The organism is Pseudoalteromonas sp. JC3 (assembly GCF_030291895.1).
Taxonomy (GTDB): domain Bacteria; phylum Pseudomonadota; class Gammaproteobacteria; order Enterobacterales; family Alteromonadaceae; genus Pseudoalteromonas.
This window is the reverse complement of record NZ_CP127855.1, coordinates 448602-469496: the sequence shown is the minus strand read 5'-3', so window position 1 is coordinate 469496 and position 20895 is coordinate 448602. Positions and strand designations below refer to the sequence as shown.

At 41.0% G+C, this 20895-nt stretch carries 18 protein-coding genes; 8 read left to right on the top strand and 10 right to left on the bottom strand.

What is annotated here, in order from left to right; translation table 11 throughout:
- The first annotated feature begins 198 nt into the window (after positions 1-198).
- Complete coding sequence (locus QSH61_RS01995; protein WP_206471787.1) at positions 199-3147, top strand: TonB-dependent receptor plug domain-containing protein; 2949 nt, start codon at positions 199-201, stop codon at positions 3145-3147.
- A gap of 61 nt (positions 3148-3208) precedes the next feature.
- Here QSH61_RS01995 and QSH61_RS01990 read toward each other — a convergent pair whose 3' ends face one another.
- A complete protein-coding gene (locus QSH61_RS01990) occupies positions 3209-4051 on the bottom strand; it encodes a hypothetical protein (protein ID WP_010605896.1) in 843 nt (280 codons plus the stop codon).
- Between the two features lie 421 nt (positions 4052-4472).
- Positions 4473-6671 carry an EAL domain-containing response regulator gene (locus QSH61_RS01985; protein ID WP_206471786.1) on the bottom strand — a complete coding sequence of 733 codons (2199 nt, stop codon included), beginning with the start codon at positions 6669-6671 and terminating at the stop codon, positions 4473-4475.
- Positions 6672-6891: 220 nt separating this feature from the next.
- Between QSH61_RS01985 and QSH61_RS01980 the strand changes: the two genes are divergently transcribed.
- Positions 6892-7374 carry an SRPBCC family protein gene (locus QSH61_RS01980; protein WP_010605898.1) on the top strand — a complete coding sequence of 161 codons (483 nt, stop codon included), beginning with the start codon at positions 6892-6894 and terminating at the stop codon, positions 7372-7374.
- A 1-nt stretch (position 7375) separates the two neighbouring features.
- Positions 7376-8254 carry a TIGR03899 family protein gene (locus tag QSH61_RS01975; RefSeq protein WP_010376727.1) on the top strand — a complete coding sequence of 293 codons (879 nt, stop codon included), beginning with the start codon at positions 7376-7378 and terminating at the stop codon, positions 8252-8254.
- An 80-nt stretch (positions 8255-8334) separates the two neighbouring features.
- Here QSH61_RS01975 and QSH61_RS01970 read toward each other — a convergent pair whose 3' ends face one another.
- From QSH61_RS01970 to QSH61_RS01935, 8 genes are all read right to left on the bottom strand, one after another.
- Positions 8335-9096, bottom strand: coding sequence for a TIGR04219 family outer membrane beta-barrel protein (locus QSH61_RS01970; RefSeq protein ID WP_010376724.1), 762 nt, complete (start codon positions 9094-9096; stop codon positions 8335-8337).
- 4 nt (positions 9097-9100) lie between these two features.
- On the bottom strand, positions 9101-10087 hold the full coding sequence (locus QSH61_RS01965) for a DUF2333 family protein (protein ID WP_206471785.1): 987 nt from the start codon (positions 10085-10087) through the stop codon (positions 9101-9103).
- Positions 10088-10104: 17 nt separating this feature from the next.
- Complete coding sequence (locus tag QSH61_RS01960; RefSeq protein WP_010605900.1) at positions 10105-10629, bottom strand: copper chaperone PCu(A)C; 525 nt, start codon at positions 10627-10629, stop codon at positions 10105-10107.
- A 94-nt stretch (positions 10630-10723) separates the two neighbouring features.
- Positions 10724-11065: a hypothetical protein gene (locus tag QSH61_RS01955; protein WP_010605901.1), complete on the bottom strand. Its 342-nt coding sequence runs from the start codon at positions 11063-11065 to the stop codon at positions 10724-10726.
- A 23-nt stretch (positions 11066-11088) separates the two neighbouring features.
- Positions 11089-11298 carry a PspC domain-containing protein gene (locus tag QSH61_RS01950; protein WP_010605902.1) on the bottom strand — a complete coding sequence of 70 codons (210 nt, stop codon included), beginning with the start codon at positions 11296-11298 and terminating at the stop codon, positions 11089-11091.
- Positions 11299-11345: 47 nt separating this feature from the next.
- Entirely contained in the window at positions 11346-12002 is a 657-nt protein-coding gene (locus tag QSH61_RS01945; protein ID WP_206471784.1) for a PspA/IM30 family protein, read from the bottom strand.
- Between the two features lie 179 nt (positions 12003-12181).
- Positions 12182-13201 carry a tRNA dihydrouridine(20/20a) synthase DusA gene (dusA, locus tag QSH61_RS01940; RefSeq protein ID WP_206471783.1) on the bottom strand — a complete coding sequence of 340 codons (1020 nt, stop codon included), beginning with the start codon at positions 13199-13201 and terminating at the stop codon, positions 12182-12184.
- A gap of 467 nt (positions 13202-13668) precedes the next feature.
- Positions 13669-15144, bottom strand: coding sequence for a serine hydrolase domain-containing protein (locus tag QSH61_RS01935; protein WP_206471653.1), 1476 nt, complete (start codon positions 15142-15144; stop codon positions 13669-13671).
- 727 nt (positions 15145-15871) lie between these two features.
- Between QSH61_RS01935 and QSH61_RS01930 the strand changes: the two genes are divergently transcribed.
- The 5 genes from QSH61_RS01930 (at position 15872) to QSH61_RS24280 (ending at position 20668) form a co-directional block, all read left to right on the top strand.
- On the top strand, positions 15872-16954 hold the full coding sequence (locus QSH61_RS01930; protein WP_206471652.1) for a hypothetical protein: 1083 nt from the start codon (positions 15872-15874) through the stop codon (positions 16952-16954).
- Between the two features lie 29 nt (positions 16955-16983).
- The gene (locus tag QSH61_RS01925) at positions 16984-17544 is read left to right on the top strand and encodes a MarR family transcriptional regulator (protein WP_206471651.1); all 561 of its coding nucleotides are present in this window, start codon (positions 16984-16986) and stop codon (positions 17542-17544) included.
- Positions 17545-17790: 246 nt separating this feature from the next.
- A complete protein-coding gene (locus tag QSH61_RS01920) occupies positions 17791-18900 on the top strand; it encodes a multiubiquitin domain-containing protein (RefSeq protein ID WP_206471650.1) in 1110 nt (369 codons plus the stop codon).
- Positions 18901-18911: 11 nt separating this feature from the next.
- Complete coding sequence (locus QSH61_RS01915; protein WP_206471649.1) at positions 18912-20321, top strand: ThiF family adenylyltransferase; 1410 nt, start codon at positions 18912-18914, stop codon at positions 20319-20321.
- Entirely contained in the window at positions 20321-20668 is a 348-nt protein-coding gene (locus QSH61_RS24280; protein WP_353477785.1) for a ubiquitination-like system serine protease family protein, read from the top strand. The genes QSH61_RS01915 and QSH61_RS24280 overlap by 1 nt, the downstream gene beginning before the upstream one ends.
- The last annotated feature ends 227 nt before the right edge of the window (positions 20669-20895 follow it).

Genomic DNA, 20895 nt, shown 5'->3' with positions numbered 1-20895 from the left:
ACCTTTGAGGTACCCTTTTTATTTCTCAAAAATAGGTTATTTCAACTTATATCTTTATAATTTTGCTATAAAAACCTACCCCACGGCTCCTCCTGGCTACTTTACAGCCTAAGTGTTGAAGTTTCTGTAAATGCAATGTAAGTTCTATGCTGCAGGGAAATTTTCCTATTCTGCTAACAAAATACATAAGGAAATAAGATGAAACTTTCAAACCTATCAGCGAACATTAGGCTGTCTTTACTTGCCTGTTCAACGCTAACAGTGGGTGTATCTGGCATCGCTTATGCTGAACAGTCAGGCACCACAACAGCGAATACTGTCGAACGAATTGAAGTAACCGGTACACGAATCAAGCGAGCAGCAATGACTGGCGCGAGTCCTGTGACGAGTGTAACCGCTGAAGATATAGAAATCGCGGGCATTACCCGAGTTGAAGACCTATTGAACAACATGCCTGCGGTATTCGCAGATCAGACTTCAGGTACAGCAAACGGTGCTACTGGTACAGCAACCGTTGACCTTCGAAATTTAGGCCCTTCTAGAACACTAGTTTTAGTCAACGGCCGCCGATTACCCTCAGGCTCACCAGCTGGAATTGAGGGTGTTGGTGCCGACGTAAACCAAATCCCAGCCTCTTTGGTTGAGCGCGTAGATGTGCTAACCGGTGGTTCATCTGCAACATACGGCTCTGATGCTGTTGCTGGTGTTGTAAACTTTATTATGAAAGACGACTTTGAAGGCTTTGAAGTCGACTATCAAGGAAGCGTTTACAACCATAAAAATGACCATAAAGACATGCAACGAGCGCTAACTGCCTCAGGCTTCGACATTCCTGATTCCTCAGTTACTGACGGTGATACTCATGATATATCTATGATTTTTGGTATCAACTCAGCTAACGATAAAGGCAATATTACAGGTTACCTCACTTGGCGTGAAATTGATGAAATCCGTCAGGACTCCCGTGATTTTAGTGCCTGCTCAATGAATATCAACCGTAGCAGAACGAGTTCAGCTCCAGGGCAAAGAATATGTCGTGGCTCTGGCACAATACCTGACGGTAGGATCACAGACCAAGCTAGCTATGACTTTAAAGTCGCAGGAGATGATCTAGTACCAACGGGTAATAGTGTCTATAACTTTGGCCCACTTAATTACTTCCAGCGTCCGGACAAGCGTAAAACATTTGGTTTGCTTGGCCATTACAATTTGACCGATCAACATACCTTTTATGCTGAATTGAACTACATGGATAACCGTACCGTGGCACAAATTGCGCCATCTGGTTCTTTCTTCAATGAAGTCGATATTAAATGTGATAACCCGCTTCTTTCAGCAAAACAACGAGAAGTCCTTTGCGGTGCCAATGGGCCTGCGGTCGATGGTGTTGTATCTGGCGCATTTATCGCAAAACGCAACGTAGAAGGAGGCCCTCGCCAAGATGATTTACGACACACCTCTACCCGTTTTGTATTAGGTATGAGAGGCGAAATTGATGATAACTGGACTTATGATGCATTCTTTAACTACGGAAATGTGTCTTATGAACAAACCTACCAAAACGACCTATCAAAACGTAAGATTGTTAGAGCCTTAAAAGCAACCACTGATGACAATGGCAAGATTGTCTGTGAGTCAGTTATTGATGGTAGCGATCCCGACTGTATCCCTTGGAATATATTCGACCCAGCAAATATTACCCAAGAGCAAATTGATTATCTTACCATTCCACTCTTTGCTCGCGGTGATACACGTTCAAAACAAATCAGTGGTTTCGTCACTGGGGACTTAACTGAATATGGCATAGTCGTGCCTGGCACTTCAACGGGCGTCGGTATTGTATTGGGTCTGGAACACCGCAAAGAAGCTATTGATTTTAATCCGGACATTAACTTCATTTCTAACGATGGCGCAGGTCAAGGTGGACCAAGAAAACCCGTTTCAGACCAGTTTGATGTAAATGAATTCTTTACTGAGCTAAATATTCCATTAATTGAAGATAGCTCATTTGCGGATTACATTACATTAGAACTCGCTTATCGCTATTCTGATTACTCAACAGATAAACAAACAGATACCTACAAAGCAGCGTTTGATATACGCATTAACGATAGTTTAGGTTTACGTACAAGCTATCAACGAGCAGTGCGTGCCGGTAACATTCAAGACTTGGCGAGACCGTCTTCACTTGCCCTAGTAAACTGGGACGACCCTTGTGCGGGAGCTAATCCAGCTTATACACTTGAGCAGTGTATGAGAACCGGTGTTACAGCAGACCAATATGGTTCTGTTTCTTCAAATCCAGCGGGGCAATACAATGCGATTGAAGCAGGAAACCCAGACCTCAAGCCTGAGAAGTCTGATACCTATTCATTTGGTATTCTTTATTCTCCTGAGTTTGTTGAAGGCTTAGATATCGCTGTAGATTACTTTGATATTACCGTTAACGACGCCATTCAACCTTTCCCAGTACAGTATATCGTAGAGCAATGTGCGATAGACAATAACGAAGAGCTCTGTGGCCTAATAAACCGTGGTGAAAAAACCGGTTCGCTTTGGTTAGGAGAAGATGCCGTAACCGCTACAGATACCAACATTGGTAGTGTAGAGACTTCAGGTATTGATTTTGATGCATCATACCGTTACACGTTACCTGAGGATATGGGTCTTTTAAGATTCTCTCTAATTGGTACATGGATGGAGAAGTTTGATACACAAAACGCACCAGGTGGGATTGTTGATAAGTGTGCCGGGAAATGGGATAAAAATGTATGCGAAAGCCCAGTTCCCGATATGCGTTATAACTTTAAAACAACTTGGGTAACTCCATGGGATGTGAATATTACAGCGACCTATCGTTACGTGAGTGAAGTGGAAGAGTTCTATCGTCCTACAGCTGCGGAATTGGCTGACCCATCAAAATCACCAATACTAGTACCATTGAGTGCAAGAGATTATGTTGATATTGCTGCAACATGGAACGCAACTGAAAACCTCTCATTCAGAGCCGGTATCAATAACGTGTTTGACAACACGCCACCGCTCGTTCCTGATGGCCCTACAACCTTCTCTAATGGTAACACCTATCCGGGGTTCCACGATATCCTAGGCCGTTACATCTTTGCAGGATTTACATTTAGAATGTAAGCACTTTAAATAGTAAATGGCTAATTGCTAGCCATTTACTATTATTTAGATGTCATTTCACTCAGTTTTTATTACATGTCGGGCAGCTGGGTGGACGAGTTGGCTCTCCAGGTACCATAACCATCCCTAGCTTTTTAGTCTGACCATAATTGCCATCATTCATAAATGCTTCCACATAATACGGTCCACCACCCATCGAAAATCTCATTCTTACCACAGCACTTCCAGTAAGTTGATTCTCCGCATTGTAAATTGCTTTGGTTACGCGCTTAGTGCCTCCGCTAAAATAATCACTTTTTGTCGTAACACCAACAATTACAGGTACATTAGGATCCAAAGCAGCTTCAGAGAATTGATCTAATTCAAAATCAATTTTTACTTCGTATTTATCACCATACGGATTTTTAACGGCTTCCATTTTGGGCATATCTTGAACAATTACACCTTTAGCAGAGCACTCATCACTCACTGTTGACCAGACTAAGCCTGCACCATATGTAGAATTAAACGCCAGATTAAAGTATGAATTTGAGTCCCAATTACTTCGGTCATTACCTAAACGACCCCTTTCAGAGTTGTAGTAGGCGACATCTCGAAGCATGTCATTTGGATTACCTACCTCTAGATCTGTTTTAAATCTGTAGCTCTGATTACGTAGAAGATAAGTAGGGCCTGATAATTTTGCAGAAGAGCTTGAATTTATACCGGGTAAAGATCTCAGAAATTCTACGACCGTGTAAAAACTTGGGGCTCGATACAAGTTCCAACCAGCTTCGATAGTAGCTGGTAATTCAAGTAAATTAAGCTCGTGTATTGTACTCTCTTCATATTTACAGCCGCTAGGAACTCCAACTGCAAATGCACTTCCAGAAAAAGTACATAGTAATATTATAATTTTTTTCACTTAAATATCCTTCTATGTGTTTAAAGAGATCAAAATTTAATCAACCTCTATGCAACGTTAGCAAAAAACACATTTCAGGTACAAGTTATTTTGGTAATCTTTATAAATGAGAATTTAAGCTGTAATCGGAAACTAACCTATGGGAACCATGTAACAGTGTCTTAATCAAAATACCGTTGTTTTTTCATGTGAGCATCAATTTGTTTGTGCAATATTCGCCCTATTTTGGATTTAGACTGAGTTGAGCTTCTGCACTAACTTCCTGTATTGTAGATATCACAAACACATATTTCACTCTGCACCCTTAGGCTAAAATCGAAAAACTTTCCAAAAGCGACCCTCATAACGGATCATCACTGCACTTTTTAAAGGTTGCTTCATCAACGTATAAGACAAGTAATATACTTGTCTTAGGTCACTACTATACACTGTTCTGATTATCTAAAAACTCAAGTAACTCCTTTTCAGGCATAGGCTTTGCGAGTAAAAAACCCTGTACTTCATCACAGCCGAGCTTTTGTAACACCGTCATTTGCTCTTCTGTCTCAACGCCTTCTGCAATTGTTTTTAGGCCGAGGTGCTGTCCTAAAGAAATGACAAGATCGGCAATTGCACCGCTGTCATCATGAGGGATATCTTTGACAAAAGCACGATCGATTTTAAGCCGTGCTAAAGGTAGTTTTTGCAAATAGCTCAAAGAAGAAAATCCAGTACCAAAGTCATCAATGGCCACCTCAACACCAAATTCCTGGAGTTCTTGAAGTGTATTGATCACCGAGTTTACTTCGTCCATGACTACACTTTCTGTCACTTCAAGCTCAATATGCTTAGGCTCCACATTAAACGACAAAATCGTATCTTTAACCTGCTGTGCATAGTTTGGCACCTTAAACTGCGGCACAGAGACGTTAACAGCAATGCTAAGCTCACCGAATCCCTGTTGCTGCAAAGTTGCCTGCAACTGACAGGCTTGTTCTAATACCCATTGGCCAATTTCGACAATAAGCCCTGCATTTTCCGCAAGCGGAACAAAAATCGCAGGGGAAATATAATTCCCATTTCCAGAAGGCCAACGTAATAAAGCCTCACAGCCAATCACCTTGCGATCAACAATGGAAAACTGAGGCTGATACCAGACCTCTAGTTTTTTCATCTCAAAATCTTGCCTGAGCTGTCTTATTAATCCCAGCTTCCAAGCCATTTTTTCTTCTAAGTCTGGGGTATACCAATCTAGTGGAATACTCGACTGCTTTGCTTGGTTAAGTGCAATATACGCGAGTTTTAAGGTTTCTATACCTTGCGGTTGGAAGTCTTCTTGACGACACACTCCAATATGAAAGTGCATGGTCAACAAATGCTCCCCAACATGGTAAGGAACACACAAGTTATCAATAAAAGACTCTTCATCAAACTGCGACTCTGGCATTAAAAAGCCAAACACATCTGCACCAATACGTGAAATTAACTGGGCCTCTGGAAACTCAATACTAATTCGCTCGGCAACCCCTAATAACAACAAGTTTCCAACTTCTTGGCCTAAACCGTTATTGATGTCAGAAAATTGGGCAATATCAACAAGAATAAAAACGAGAGATTGCTGCTGGTTAAAGTAAGACTCTATTTTCTCAATAAAGTTAGCGCGATTGGGAAGTTTGGTTAGATTATCCTTGTAAGCAACCTCACGCAACTCATTGAATAGCTTGATATTATCAAGACCAACACCAACGTTAGTCAGAAATATTTCAGCAAACTTCAATTGCGCTTCCGACGGCTCGCCCTCTAGCTCTAAATAAATGGCTGCCTTTTTGTTTTTGCTTTCAAGTAAGAAGGTAATGTCATGCGCGGTAGATTGGTGGGATTCGGTATCAATACAGTTTTGTACTTGCATGATGACACGACCATTATCAAGCTGCTCTATACCATGACCAAAGAATTCACGGTACTGCTCACTACCGCCAAACACCCTTAAATGCATATCATCATCTAGGTAGCCACTCACTAAGCCTTCGCCTGACGCATCTAAAATATTTGCCAATTGAGCGACAACTGCCGCTGCAAAGGAGCCCATATCGGTATGACCGAGTATGGCACGAGAAGCTGAAAGGATCTGCTCTAGTGCGTGGCTTTGCGCTTCGAGCTCACAAATTTGTTGATAAGAACGGATAGCGGTAAGCAACGAGGTAACCAGTTTGCTGCGGGTGAGCTCTGTCTTCATTTTATAATCGTTAATGTCGAACTCACGAATAACCTTTTCTTCCGGTGCATAACCCGGTTGTCCTGTACGCATAATAATACGTACTGCCATATTTTTTATTTCTTCGCGCACTCGACGAACGACATTAAGACCTGCGTCGTCGGTTTCCATCACCACATCAAGTAATAGGATGCTGATATTATTTTGTTCTTTTAAAATCTCAATGGCTTCTTTGCCAGAATAGGCGTGAAAAAACCTGAGCTTTTTACCCCAAAACTCTAAATTAGACAGCGCAAGTTTAGTAACAGAATGGATCTCTGGATCATCATCAACGACTAAGACATCCCAAAAAGCACTTGTCGTTTCTTCTTCTTGAGTAACTTCTTCGTGCTCTGCAAACAAATAATCTTCTTGCTCAGGTGCCATGTTTTACCCTTTAAATCCGCACTACTCTTTAATTATAGGCACTGATTCACTCCAGTGTTTACCATCTTACAAAATATGGTACATTTTTACTATTACAGTTCTGTTTGATTAACATACATGAAATATTATAGTCGAGCATAGAACAAAAGAGATGATTTAGCATACTTTTTACCAAAGAGGATTCTGTATCAAACGTTTATCTACTCCTATTAGAATGCTGATGATTTTAGCACTTGTTATCGTGATTGCTGGTTTAGCGATGCCACACCATTATAAAGTGGTAAAAAGCACCGATATTTCTGCAAATAACACAACACTTTCCCCATTAGTGTTATCCCATTGGCCGACATTATTTAATTGGCAAACAACTGAAGACATCCACTTTCGCATACTGCCAAAAAGACAGCGAGTAGGAGCCTCAGCAGTGTTAGTGCATCCTTGGGGAGAAGCAGAAATAACCATCACCAAAATCGACGAACAGAGTTTAGAGCTGTCATTACATTTAGATGATGAACATTTAGCCAAAATTAGCCTTAATTTATTTACCATTCAAGCCGATAAACAACTGACCATCACAATTGAAGGAAGAGCCAATACGCCCTTTATTGGCAGTTTCATCGCACTTTTTATGCAGCAGTATTTACAGCAACTCACTAACTCCGCGGTAAATCATATGCACACACGATATAAACTACGAGCTTGATATGGCAGTCAAAAATGCACAAGTAAAATCAGCCTTAGCGCTTTCGATTGAAGAAAAGCTCGGCTACCCTATGGTGAAACGGATCACACCACTTGTCACTCAAAATGACCGTTATCAGTCTGATAAGAATAAAGACAACCAATACACGGTGCGAACTCAACATGGCACACTAAAACGCGCCCTCAAGCGCCAACAACTAATCAAAATCCAGCGCCAGCAAAATCTTGAGGCCATTATGGGCATGGCGCTTACATTGTGCCCCGAGGTTACCGCCCGAGGTCGCCCAGACCCCGATTGGTTGGAGCACTTCATCACCCTTGCAGAAGACATTGCCAATCACTCCATGCAAAAATTGTGGGCAAAGATATTAGTAGGTGAAAGCATTACGCCTGGCACTTTTTCAATTAAAAGTCTGCAAACCCTAAAGATGATGACCCAACGTGAAGCAACTGCGTTACAAAGATGCGCTCCGCTGTGCGGCTACTTAGAAAAAGAAGACAGCTACCTTATTCTTCATGGCTACTATAAAAAGCCGTCTATTTTTGATTTGCTACGTAAAGGCAGCACTGAATCCATCAATTTAAGCCAAGCAGGGCTGAACTTCCCGAATATACTTACGCTGATGGACATTAATATCCTTTACCGGCAAGAAATTGAGTCCGCTTCACTACAAAAAGGACAGTCAATGCAGCTGGTGTATTTACGTAAAAAAATGACCTTAACGGCCAAATCCAATGACTTGGTGCTAAGCTATTACAAGCTGACGCAAACCGGAGACGAGCTAAAAAAATTACTTCAAAGCCCGATAAATAAACAATACAAACAACTTGTAGAAAAGGCCTTTGAAAGCGAGTTTTCTCTCGAGTGGGAAGAGAGATAAAGAAACTATTCTATTTACCAAACAAAAACAGCTTGGTCGATCACTCGTACCAAGCCGCTAAAGGAGTAAACTACACTATCTTAGAAGTGTAGTTGGATCCCTGCAAATGGACCAGAGACATCCAGGTCTGTGTAGATATCATCGATATCATCTAGCTCAAGTACCATAGAGCGGTAACCCACTTTTACCGCAACATCAACAGCCATATTGTCGATAAACTCATAAGCGATACCAATTTGATAATCTTGGATTTTGCTGTCATCAATTGCAAGCATGCTGCCTTCGGCAAAAACACTTAGCCCTGTAAGTGGTAAACCCACTTCACCGCGCAAATAACCGAGAGGAACAAAGCCTGAGAATTCAACTTCTTCTGTGCGTGTTTGACCATTTGCAGTACCAGTTACCATGATAGAACCGTCAAACTGCTTAAAGTTCACACCAAAGTCTAACGTCAACAAGTCATTGTCTAACACTTCGTAATACAATGTGTAGTCGATGTGGTTTAGATCTGCGTTTGTTGTCGCATCAGTACCTACCGTATAAACTTGGCCGCCGAAGTCAAAAGACTCTGTTAACGTCGTTTGACCATTTAGCTCAAGCTCGGTATAGCGTAACTTGATATTTGGTACCAGCGGTACTGGGTGCTCAAGTGCAGCATAGAAACTCGTAAAAGTTTCATCGTCAAAGTTAAAGGTTTGCATATTGCCTTTTTCAGCAAAGCTACCTTCGGTTTCGGTATCCCACCCTTCTGCACCGACATAAAGCCCGAGTACCGTATCTGCGTGTGCAGCAGGTGCTAAGCAAGCGAGAGATAATGCCGCTGCTAAAAAGTGTTTTTTCATGATGTTATCCTTGCGCTAAAAGTTCACTAAGTTCGATGAGAGCCGCATTGGCTCGCGAAATATAATTTGCCATAACCAGAGAATGGTTCGCTACCAAGCCAAAGCCACTGCCGTTTAATACCATAGGGCTCCACACCGTCTCTTGAGTCGCCTCTAACTCTCTGATGATCTGCTGTAGGCTGACAAGTGCATTTTTCTTTTCAAGCACAGGTCTAAAGTCATGCTCTACCGCTTTCATATAGTGCAGTAATGCCCATGTGGCGCCTCTGGCTTCATAAAATACATCATCAATCTGCCACCAAGAGGTTTTCACCATATTATGGCTTGGCGTCATGGTTGCTTGATCAGCTGCCGAATCCCCAGCTAAATCGGTATTTAACCTGTCTTGCCCTACGCTCGCACTTAATCTTTGGCTTAAGCTGCCCATGCGCTTTTCGGCCTCTTTTAACCAAGCTCTCAAGTTATCAGCACGCGCATAAAACTGGCTATCGCGGTTACTATTATCAGAAATTTGAGTCAAATACTGACGTAGTAAATCATTACCTTTTTGATACTCACCCTCAGCACTTGGCCACATCCACGCTGTTGAACTGATATTAAACTGTGGCTGAGCTAGCTTTAAACTCGGGTGCTCTGTCGATTGAGATTGTGAACGACTAAAATCTTTACGCATCGAAAGCGTAAGATCTCGTGTCATCTCAAGCACACCGTACTCCCAAGCAGGCATGTTATCCATCATTACGCTTGGTGGCATCATGTCATTCGACAAATAACCGCCCGGCTTATTCAGCAATGTATCCGTCACTTTAATCAAGGTATGTGTCGTTACATATCCAGTGACCAATGTATTGCCATTTTTCTGCGCATCCGCTTTTGCAACTGCGACGACGTCAAACTGTTCTGGTTCCACACTCCAATATACAGCTATAGCATAACCCAGAAGTATGACAGCGATAATGCCAGAGATGATTTTTCCCGTATGATTTCCCATTTAATACCTCACTGTTTTTAGTGATGAGAGTGATGTCCTGCGTTTGATTTTTCTTTGCCACCAAACATATCTGCAAGTGCGACGACTTCAGCCATTGTGAAGATCCTATCGCCATCAGCAAAATATAGCGTAAGCTTACGCTGCTCACCGACTTTTAATGTTTCTATTGGTTCAAACACCATTAAGTGATAACCACCAGGCTGAAATGTCACTGATTTCCCCGCTGGAATAACAAGCTCGTCAACGCGTTGCATTTTCATCATGTCTTCTTTATGTACATGCTCGTGAATTTCAACACGCTTAACACCCTCGAGCGCAGCCTTAACCAACACTTTATTTTGCTGTGTTGGATTTTCAATAACGAGATAACCTGCAGTTGAAGGTGCTGCCGGTAAAAATGCACGCACGGTTGCGTTGTGAACAGAAAGTTGCTCCGAACCATGATGATGTTCACCATGCTCATGCCCTTGATGAGCTGAAGCGTTAAAGCCGATAAAAGTTGATAAAGCAAAAATTAAGGTTTTGATTACACTTGATTTCATGTTGGCTTTCCTTGGATTTATAACTGCAAATAACTATATCACAGATCCCAATTTAGCGTGTTTTTTATCTCCTATCACCAACAAAAACCACTACTCAAGCTTTTGCCTGAGCAGATTTGTCTACCACTAACCACACAATTGCAATAATACAGATGAGTGGAAATAGCACTATCAGCGAATTAAATAGCAATGTCATTACTAGCCCAATGAACACAATAAGGAGCAACCCTAAAACACCTGCGCTCAAGAGTGCTCCTAGCACCACCAGCGCTACAATTGCAAATAGCAACGTGAGTATTTCAAAGCCAAACCAACCTAGGTCAAATCCCATATCGAGTTGCAGATCGCTGATGTCTAACCATATTAGTGGCAGCGACACCCAAGATAGCGCCAATAAAAATACCAGCGCTAATAATATACCGGCCACGACTTTCATAGTGCCTACCTCGTCGCCGTTACTTAGTTTTCGTATTGCGCTTTTGGCATTGCAAACCAAGCGACGCCATACGCTAGCATTACAAATATTGGAAACTTAAAAAACAGCAATACCGTTAGTAAACGCGTTAACCAAATTGGCATATCAAAACGTTGTGCTAGTTGCGCACATACGCCACCAATTTTCTTTGAACTATTCATTTGAGACAGTGTTGATTGATATCTATTTTTCATCTTTATCCCCTTTCGCTTTGATTGCTCAGTTGGTGTAGGAGGCAAGCCTAGCTCGCCATTTTTTGCTTCAGTTGGGCTAATTCATCGTCGATTTGTTGTTGCTTTTGCTCATCTTCAAAGCGCTGCCATACATCAGGCTGCCCTAAGTCATAGGATTCGACTTCAGCTTCAAGGCGCGACACCTTACGCTCTAACTCGTCGAACTTGCGCGTTGCAGAGCGCATGTCGTCACTATTCAGCGTTTGTTTGATGGTTAACCTTGCCTTACCAGTTTCCAAGCGGCGCAACATGGCCTTTTCTTTTGCCTTTAATTGCTGAATTTTGCTTTGCAACTTGTCCGCATCTGTGCTGAGTTTTTCAAGTGCAGGCGTTAGATCATCAATTTTTTGCTGTGCTTCTTGTGCTTTTTCGGTTTCTCGCTGCTTTTGCTCAAGGGCTGAGCGGGCAAGATCTTCACGACCTTTTTCAAGAGCATGTTCGGCTTTGCTTTGCCACGTTGCCGCAGCTTTATTTGCTTGCTCAACTTGACGCTGCGCTACTTTTTGTTGGCAAATAAACTCAGCTGCCGTTGCACGACAATCAGATAGCGCTTCTTCTAAATCACGCACTAACTGAGTTGCCATTTTTTGTGGGTCTTCCGCTTTGTCTAGTAACGCGTTAAGTTCTGCTTTGATAAGATCTTCAATTCTGTTGATGATGGTCATTGTTCGGCTCCTTTTATAATATAATTAGACTATTCCAAGAGCCGTGCCAAAAATAAAAACAAAATTAAATCATTGAGTTAAGGTTTTTTAAAAAGAAAAATAGATTTACTGAGAGACATTAAATAGTGAAAAAGACGATAAAATCGTCTTTTTCACACATAGGATTGGAGCAATATATTTTACACTTCAGGTACAAAAGACAGCGCCTTTTCCATCACTTCAATACCAGCCTCTTTTTTATGACCGTTTTCTGATAAGTGACGACGGAAACCTCTCGCACCGGGCTGATTTTGAAAAATACCCAACATGTGACGCGCAATATGCCAAAAGTTTGCACCATTCGACATTTCACTTTCAAAGTAGCCATACATGCTTCTTACGACTTGATGACGTGTTTGCGTAAACGCAGCTTCGCCATATAGCAGCTCATCAACCTGCGACAACATAAACGGGTTGCTATAAGCCTCACGGCCAACCATTACGCCGTCAAGGTGAGCCAAATGATGCTGACATTCCTCAAGAGTTTTAACACCACCATTAATACTGATATGCAGATCTGGATAGTCTTTCTTTAATTGATAAACACGAGGATAATCTAATGGTGGGATCTCACGGTTTTCTTTCGGGCTTAAGCCTTGCAACCATGCTTTACGGGCATGAATGATAAAGTCATCACAGCCCACCGCCTGCGAGGCTTCAATCAACGCCGTAAGAAACTCATAAGAGTCTTGTTCATCAATACCAATGCGCGTTTTTACCGTTACCGGAATATTCACTTCTGCCTTCATCGCCGCCACACAATCAGCAACGAGCTGAGGCTCAGCCATTAAACATGCCCCAAAGCGACCATTTTGCACGCGATCTGACGGGCAACCCACATTTAGGTTTACCTCACTGTAGCCATATTGCTCAGCACGCTTAGCACACTCTGCCAACGCCTTAGGATCAGAACCACCCAACTGCAATGCCACAGGCAACTCATGCGCACCAAATGCCAAATAATCCCCTTTACCAAAAATAATCGCACCTGTGGTGATCATTTCAGTATAAAGCACCGCATTTTTAGTCAGCTTACGGTGAAAAGTTCTACAATGGCGATCCGTCCAATCTAACATGGGTGCAACGCTAAAGCGGCGAAAGGCATCAATACAGTGGTTGGGTGTTTGTGGCTCAAAGGGTGGAGTAGGTTGTTGGCTCATGGTATGACTTTCTCAATCAGGTTTACTATCAATGGCCTGTACTAGTTATGTCTATAGCAGTACATAGCTCAAATAGGTGATTGCGTAGTATACCGCAGCTTCTAATACTTCGTTAAGTATAGACAGCGATTTATTGCCAATAGTAAATAACCAGAGCTTCGGATAATTTATGCCTTTCTAGCAGCCAGTTTTTGCGCTAACTGCGTTGAATTCACTTCCAATAGCCAGCTATTGGCGCGTAAATTCGCCTTGCCTACAGGATGTAGGTACCTTAGCGAGAGCAGGACGCGGAAGCGGTGTTATCCCCAAAACTTTCTGGCTAGATAAGGAAATAATTTAATGTAATATTAAAAACAATGAATTAGCTCATTTCTTATCCAAACCTCAGGTTAAATACCAAAAAGCCGCAAGTAATTGAACTTGCGGCTTTCGATTTGCTTAGGCTGCCGTCACAATCTTATGGAGAGTTAAAGATACTCCTTCACTACCGCTACTTTATTTTTTGCGAACTGACTGTTTGGGTTTATCGCAAGTAACTGCTGATAATGCTCAAGTGCTTGTGCATACTGCTTATTTAACTCATACGCTTGCGCGATGCTGTTGTGGTAATATGGCTGCTCGTTATTTTGTGTCAGTGCAAATTTAAAGATTTCGATACCATTATTAACTTGACCATCTTCAACAAGCTTATTGCCCCACTCCACCAAGATCTCTAAATCATACATTACACCGGTATCTTGCTGCGCTTTTGCAAACATAGCCGCAAAGTCGGCAAAGCCTTGTTTATCTGTAAGCTGCTTTAAGTACGCCATCGGCTGGTAGGCCTTTTGCTTACTAGCGTCGTTAAAGTTGGGAATATAGTAAGCGGCAATATTATCAACAAACTCAATGGGTAATCCACCCAACAGGTTAGTAAGTACAATCACAGAAACCTTGTCTTCAGGGTAGGTGATCACCGTAGTCGCGTTTCCTCCGCTTGCGCTGATCGCTGGGTGATATTTACGCTGAATCACTTGCCAGCCCATTGCATAGCCATTTTCCTTGGTGTTAAAGGCTTCTGTACGCCCGTTGTTCAGCTTAACTGGCGTCCATAGCATATCTAACTCTTTAACCAGCTCGCCTTGTTGTAGTGATACAACATAGTTAGCTAGTTCCGTTGCGGTTGAACTCATTCCCGCGGCGGTTCTCAACATATAGGGGAATTCGCCGTAAAAGTTTTTGTAATTCCCCTCACCTAAATGAATATATTGGCGAGCCTGATTTGGCACCATAAGTTCAAGATAATCAAAACCTGCCTGCGCTGTTTTTGGCATATTGGCACGTGCTAACTGCATCTTGGTAATAAAAGCAGGAAACCCTTTAGGTGCATATTTATCAATGATTTTACCCAAAATCACATAGCCGGTTTGGTTATAACTAAAACGCGAGTTAGGTGTAAATTGAAGAGGCTGCTTTTGCACAGCTTGCCATGAGGCTTCCACATCGTTCGGTACAATGGTTTCTAGGGCATAATTTGATGCAAGGATCGGCGGCAAACCTGTGGTGTGACCCATTAATTGATTAATTTTAAGTTGCTGCCAAGCCTTTGGTAAATCGGGTAAGTGCTTACCAATTTCATCGTCAATGTTTAGATAACCTTGCTCAGCGAGCTGTACAATCGCAACACCGGTAAACGCCTTTGTCATCGAATTAATCGGAAATAACGTCTGCTCAGTCACAGGCACTTGATGCTGTAAGTCTGCAAAACCATAACTTCCTTGCTTAATGATTTTATCGTCTTTAACCACGGCTAACTGTAAGCCCGGAATATGCCTTTCTTTCATGAGGGTTTTGATCAGCTTGTCTACCGACTCAGCCTTCACCAAGGATGAAAATAATGCCGACCATAAAAGCGTGCCAAACCATAACAGGGTTGATAGTAAAACTTTGTTGTTCTTGTACATGATAGTTCCATTACTCATTTTCGCTTGAGAGATGGCTCTATCTTTCCAAGTATTGCACCAACCTTAAAAACCATTATTTATCAGCAGTTTAAATAAATACAGCAAGTGAAAATTAGTGAATAAATTAACGAAAAGTGGTGAGATATACAAATAAGTGGCGTTTTTAACAAGGTAACCGTGAGGTGATAAAGAGGGAGTCTCAAGCGTAAACATCTCATGTTGGGATGTTTACGCTTGAGGTGTGAGTCAGCCTATAAGTTAACTGAATCGTCCAATGACAATCTGGATAGACTAAAAACAATGTGGTTTGAGATGGTTGGGAATTTTTTGGTGTGTACCAAACCATGTACCTTTGGTACACGGATTTATATGGAGATGTTTGGAATTTTAGCAAACCGCTTGAAAGATCAAGCGGTTACTAAAATTTCTGAGTCAACCGGTAAGTTAACTGAATAGCTCAATTACAAAAGAAACTGTTAGACTTCCAATTGCCTTTAGATATCTATAAATTTATTGATAGTTAATAAGACAAATACCTATGAATGCTACTTATGTAAGTAATAAAATTTCCAGTATCACCAATAGAGTTGACTTACTGGTTTATGGCAATTGTTAATAACTAGCCAATTGATAATATGGAAAAAACACTATTTGAATGGGTTGAAACTAGCATTTATAGCCCCAATAAAAGTGTTGTTATTAATATAATCATCTACAGGAAAAATAATTGGAAAAAGTCTTAGACGAATATTTGATGAAGCATCCTGGGCGAAAGGCCAAAAGAATTGCCAAAGATTTAAAGCTAGATAAAAAAAAAGCAAATAAGTACCTACATGGTGAAGATAAATACATTCAAGATCCTGATTTTGGGTGGCACATTATAAACCATAGCTACGTAGTGCTAGAGTTACGCAATACTTGGATCACAGCGAATTCATTTGAAAAAAGCCTTAGAAAATGTGGATGTCCGTTCAGGGAACAGATTAAAGGTATGCTTGTAGTTTTCCCTGAAGAATGTTCTGTCATGCTAGATGCTGGGGCGAGAATTTTATACTTAGCTAATTGCTTAGTTTTAGCTGGAAAGCTAGTCGAGTTAAAGTTTTGCGAGACAGGGAAAGCCTTTTCTTACTTAGATAGAGCTGGGTTCTTTATTCATTTAAGCGAATCAATCACTGTTACACCACAAAAACCGGAAACGTCTATGGCAGATGCATGTAGGGGAAATGCAGCTTCTTTGCTTGAGCTTGATAGCATTAATGTTGAAGACTTTGATGAGTCGATTCCTGATGCGTTAACCTCAAAATTTGTTACCCTTTCAACAAAGGAGTTTGAAGGTGCTGCCTATAATGTGTTCTCCGAATTGTGTAATAATGTTGTCGAACATAGCAACTCTAAAATCGATGGTATCGCAGGACTTCAATTATACGGTGCTAATAGTGATAGACCACATATTCAAATTGTAATATCTGATGCGGGGCTCGGGATTGCAGCTACGCTGAGACCAGCACTTGAAAAATGCAAAGATTTGGAATTTGATGTTTCAGATTATAGTGATGCTGAGCTAATAGCAAAAGCCTTCTCTATGGGAGGACTTAGCAGACTAAATCTAAATCCGGATGATGGTCGAGGGCTGGGCTTACTTAAAAGTAGTAAGGGGATAAGAGAACATGGAGCAACTTTGACAATTAGGCAAGAAAATATGTCTGTAATCCTAAGATTAGAAAGTGGAGAAATTTCGATTTCTGAAGAGGCATCTAATTTACCTAAACTGCCAGGTACTCACATTTGTTTCGATTTCAAGCTTGCTTAATTGAACACGTTCTGCTTAAATGAAAGACTATGAACCAGAATAAAATCCAAATTAAACTTAGAGATCTGACAGCTCGTTCTGATATTCACGGAAATCGAGAAGGTAAAGAAGTATATCAGAAACTCTTAGAAATAATACAAAACCACCCCGAGTCGAGTTTGGTTGAAATCTCTTTGGATGGCATTACAAGATCTGATGCCTCATTCCCTAGAGAAAGTGTTGTCTCTATCGCTCGTCAGTTTAGTGGAGAAAAGGGTGTATACCTAGTCGGTATTGATCCTGAAGATAATGATTTATTAGATAATTGGCATTATGCAGCACTCTTTAAAAAGCAACCGCTAACAGTGTGGTTTGACGATAAATACAAAACATTGGGCCCTACGTTAACTTCAAGTATGACCTCTGTTTTAGAATATGTACTACTTAGAAATGAGACCACAGCCTCTGATATCGCTATTCAATTCGACATCTCAATTCCTAATGCGAGCTCAAAACTCAAAAAACTGGCTCAAGATGGCTACATACTACGAATCGAAAAGGTAGCTTCATCAGGCGGCATAGAATTTGTTTATTCCCCAATAAAAAAATAACCACAACTCTGGTTAAAAAATCTTGACTTAACCAGAGTATCGATCAATTATTACACCATCTGGTTAACAGTGATAAATTTATCCAGATTAAAACTGAGTGAATAAAAGGCAAGCCATTAGCTTGCCAATTACCCAGGTATACATATATACCAGTTCGCACCGATATTATGTATCGCCTAGTTAATGGTAGTCAATAGTGCTTCTTTTATTTGCTATATCTTTAGTACAAATAGAATGGTGTTTTAAATGACCAATATAAGACTAGAATCAGGCCTTTACAAAGGCGTAAAAATTTATGAGTTACTTTCTGTTGTAGAGGGTGAACAACTTTATCTTGAGCAAGAAGGTGAAATCGATATACCTGTTAGTAAAAATGACTTGGTATTAATAAAGGGAACTGAAAAGTTTGTTTCTGGGAATTCAAATCTTCCTAATAATCATAAACTACTAAGGCCTATTTCATTTAGTATCAATGGAGAGGAGCGAGGAAATTTAGATAGAGCTAAGCTTTCTGGTCAGCAGATAAAAGACGATATTCAACTAGGTAATGTTGCCCTATATCTAACTTTGGATAATATGCCTGATTATCTGCTAGGTGATGAGGAACAGCTTATTATTTCTCATGAAATTGCATTTCTGGCGGTTGAAAAGTTAGAGAGCGACGACTCAGCACCTGATCTTGAAGACTGTGCTTGTAATCCTTGCGGGCCTGGCCATAAACAAAAATATAAGATTAAAGTCGACAAAGATAAATTTGTTGTAAATGCTCCACGGCTTTTTGGAAAAGAAATCCTTGCTCTTGCAGGCTATTCGAATACAACTGAAAGAGCCCTCTATCAAAAGTTTGCAGGGGGACGTACAGAGATGATTAAGCCAGAAGACAAAGTTGATTTTACCACTCCTGGTATTGAGCGATTTATGACCATTCCGTGCGAACAGACTGAAGGATTACAAAATACGAGGCGACAGTTTCAACTCTCTGAAAACGATACCACCTATTTGGACTCTTTGGGCCTATCATGGGAAACAGTTATAGAGCGAAACATCAAACGAGTTGTTATCTATGACTACCCGATTATTAAAGGGTATTCGGTCGATAAAACGGACGTATATTTTCAGATACCCCCAAGTTACCCGATGACACAGATCGATATGGCGTATTTCTATCCAAGCCTTCAGCGTTTAGACGGTAAGCAAATCAATTGTACAACACAAGATAACTTTGATGGCAAAACATGGCAGAGATGGTCAAGGCACAGAACATCCTCGAATCCATGGCGCCCAGGGCTTGACTCTATAGAAACGCATATTGCGTATATGAATAGCTGGTTTATTAAAGAATTTAGTAAGCGATGAGGGGAGCGGTCATGAACGTCGAATTAAAAATTTCTTCGCCTACATTAACAGAATTAAACAACCACCTTTTTCCTGGCGACGGGAAAGAAGCAGTAGCATTCATTCTTTGTGGCAGCCATGTTACTTCAAAAAAGACTATTTTGTTGGCACATAAGGTTATACCTATACCTTTCGAAGATTGTGTATTAAGAAAGAAAGACAGAGTTGTATGGAAAACAACTGCCCTTCAACACATTTTGGATGAAGCTGAGAATAACAACTGGGCGGTTGTTAAAGTTCACAGTCACCCAGAGGGGTATGATGAATTCTCGAAGTTTGATGATACTTCTGATGCCGAGTTATTCCCTTCAATATATAACTGGCTAGGTAACAATCTGCCTAATCTCAGCGCTATATTGTTGCCCCAAAATAAAATGATAGCACGCGTAGTTGACGATAACGGTCAATTTGAGATTGTTTCCAAAATATCTATTATTTCAAACGAGATATCTATTTCGCATAAGGAAGGCGAAGACCTCAAGGTAGCCGAAGAATTCGAGTTAAGAAATATTCAAGTCTTTGGGAGGCAGACACGAGATACCCTTAAAAGACTTAAAGTCGCTGTTATAGGTACTTCAGGGACTGGCTCACCAATTATAGAGCAACTAAGTCGGCTAGGTGTTGGTGAGTTAGTACTTGTTGACCCTGATATTGTTGAGGAAAAAAACCTCAATAGAATTACCAATGCTAAACGAGAAGACGCGGACAAGAAGAGCTACAAGGTTGATGTACTCAAAAAGGCTGTTGTCGAAATGGGATTAGGTACATTTGTTACAGCTCATGCATCATCTATTTTTGACCCCATCGTGGTAACAAGTGTAGCTAGCTGTGACTTTATTTTTGGATGCGTTGATTCTGCTGAAGCTCGATGCATATTAAACCGAGTGTGCAACTACTATTTAATTCCGATGATAGATATAGGAATTTCACTCGTCGCAGATGGTGAAGGAGGTGTAACTAATATCTGCGGTAAAGTAGGCTATTTTCAGCCAGGTTTATCAGATCATCTCTCACGTCGTTCTGTATTACCTCAGACTCTTGAATCGGAAGCACTTAGAAGAGTTTCACCGAACGAGTACAGGAAAAAGTTAAGTGAAGGGTATATAAAAGGCGTTCCAGAGAATAGTCCTGCGATCATTCCCGTAAATACATATACTTCCTCCTTTGCAATGTTAGAGTTTTTGGCTCGGATTCACGTTTATAAACATGATTCAAATGAAAAATTCGCTGAACAGCAGTTTTGTCTGGTAAATGATTTTCGGCTAGCGAAAGCAGAAAACCTATTTAGTGAGGGGGCTGGAGCAAAAACAATATTAGGTCTAGGGGATAAGCCGCTTATTCTGGATATGCCGGAGTTTAGTGTAAGTAAGGAGGTTGCATAATGAAGCAGATAATTAGCGACCTCTTCCATTTTTTTCGGTCACTCTTCTCCAGTACATACAATTTTAAATATGTAAATGAAGAGCCAGAGGTTATCAGGAGTAAACTGTTATATGTAATCGGTGAAAATGAATTTCACACCTATGCCGTGATGTTGTGCCCTTGTGGCTGCGAAAGCAAAATCCATTTAAACCTTATTACAAACCACAGACCTGCTTGGCAGATTTCAAAGAATGGAAAGTATCCCACGTTAACGCCTTCTATATGGAGGCAAGTGGGATGCAGAAGCCATTTCTTTCTTCGGCAAGGACATATTGTTTGGGCTGGAAATGCACCATCTAAGGGGTAAGGTACTAAACAAATGATCAGAAATGTGCACACAACTATTAATGACTACTACAAGACATTTGAATCATACCGGGGAGTATTTTCATTTAAATCATTGCTAACATGGTGTTTTCTGATTTCTATGCTGCTTTCTTGCTATTCTATTCTTTGGTTCGTTGGAGTTTTCAAACTTGAAGTATATTTGGAGTTTGTAAATTCCACAAAAACAGTCCGAATGATTGCTTTTAT